A 967-nucleotide genomic window follows, 5' to 3' on the forward strand; every position below is an offset into this window, starting at 1 on the left:
TACAGCGCCTGCGCACTGGGCTTTGCCAGCGACAGCATCTTCATCGCCTTCTTCAAGGCCATGACCGGCACCACGCCGCGGGCGTATTTCAAGTAAGGCCGCACGTTTCATTCCTGGGGGATGTGGCGAAAGCCCACCGCTACAGCACGGGTCGAGGTGGGGCTACGTTACGTGCCGCACGCACCCAGGCCCATGACCGCTATCGGGGAGCTTGAGGAGACCAATGCCGTCGCGGCCCAGCGCCTTGGCGAGGCAGGGCGGGAGATCGCCAGGCAAGGCCCTGCGGGCCTTTGCGCAGCTTCGCAAGCTCAGCAGCGGCTACAGGGCCAGTGCCGTTCGGCGACTTTTGTAGCCGCTGCCGCAGGCTGCGAACGGCTGCGCGCAGACGCGGCGATGTCAGGGATATTGTCAGGCCAGGGCCGGGCCGGGGCTTGGGGTGGCCGGCGCCTCAGGTGCGGCTGCGCAGCCATTGCAGGAAACCCTTCCTGGGCGCTGGCTTGGGCGCAGCCTGGGACAGGGTCTGGGCCATGTGCCGGCGAAAATCCAAGAGGTTCTTCATGGCCTCGTTGATGTCGTGGCGCGCATCCAGGCAGGGCTTGAGGAACTCGTTGTCGATGCGGTAGAGGCTGCAGAAGGTCTTGGCCGCAAACTGCGCCACTGTGGCTTGATCGGCCACCACGCCGGCTTCGCCGATGACCTCCCCCGGCCCCATGCGCCCGGCCTCGAAGGGCTTGCCGTCGCGTTGCATGGTCACCGAAACCACCCCGGATTCGATGATGAACAGGTGATCGCTGACCTCGCCCTGGGCCAGGATGGTCTCGCCGGCACGGTAGGTCTGCAGGTGCATGTTCTGGCTGAAGGTGTCCTTCTCATCCTGGCGCAGGGTGGAAAAGATGCTCGAGGCGTCCAGCAGTGCCCGGGGCCGCGACAGGGTCGCCGCCTGGACGGGCTCGGCGGCGGACAGCAG

1 protein-coding gene and 1 pseudogene are annotated in these 967 nt (G+C 66.5%); one reads left to right on the forward strand and one right to left on the reverse strand.

Annotated elements, in window-relative coordinates; all coding sequences use genetic code 11:
- A pseudogene (locus F6S12_RS32190) lies at positions 1–96 on the forward strand (AraC family transcriptional regulator); the annotation flags it as partial.
- A gap of 352 nt (positions 97–448) precedes the next feature.
- Here the strand turns inward: F6S12_RS32190 and F6S12_RS32195 are convergent.
- The coding region (locus F6S12_RS32195; RefSeq protein WP_315869914.1) for a cyclic nucleotide-binding domain-containing protein at positions 449–967 on the reverse strand (519 nt) is incomplete at its 5' end.

Source organism: Pseudomonas sp. JV245A, from assembly GCF_032424515.1.
Lineage (GTDB): Bacteria > Pseudomonadota > Gammaproteobacteria > Pseudomonadales > Pseudomonadaceae > Aquipseudomonas > Aquipseudomonas protegens.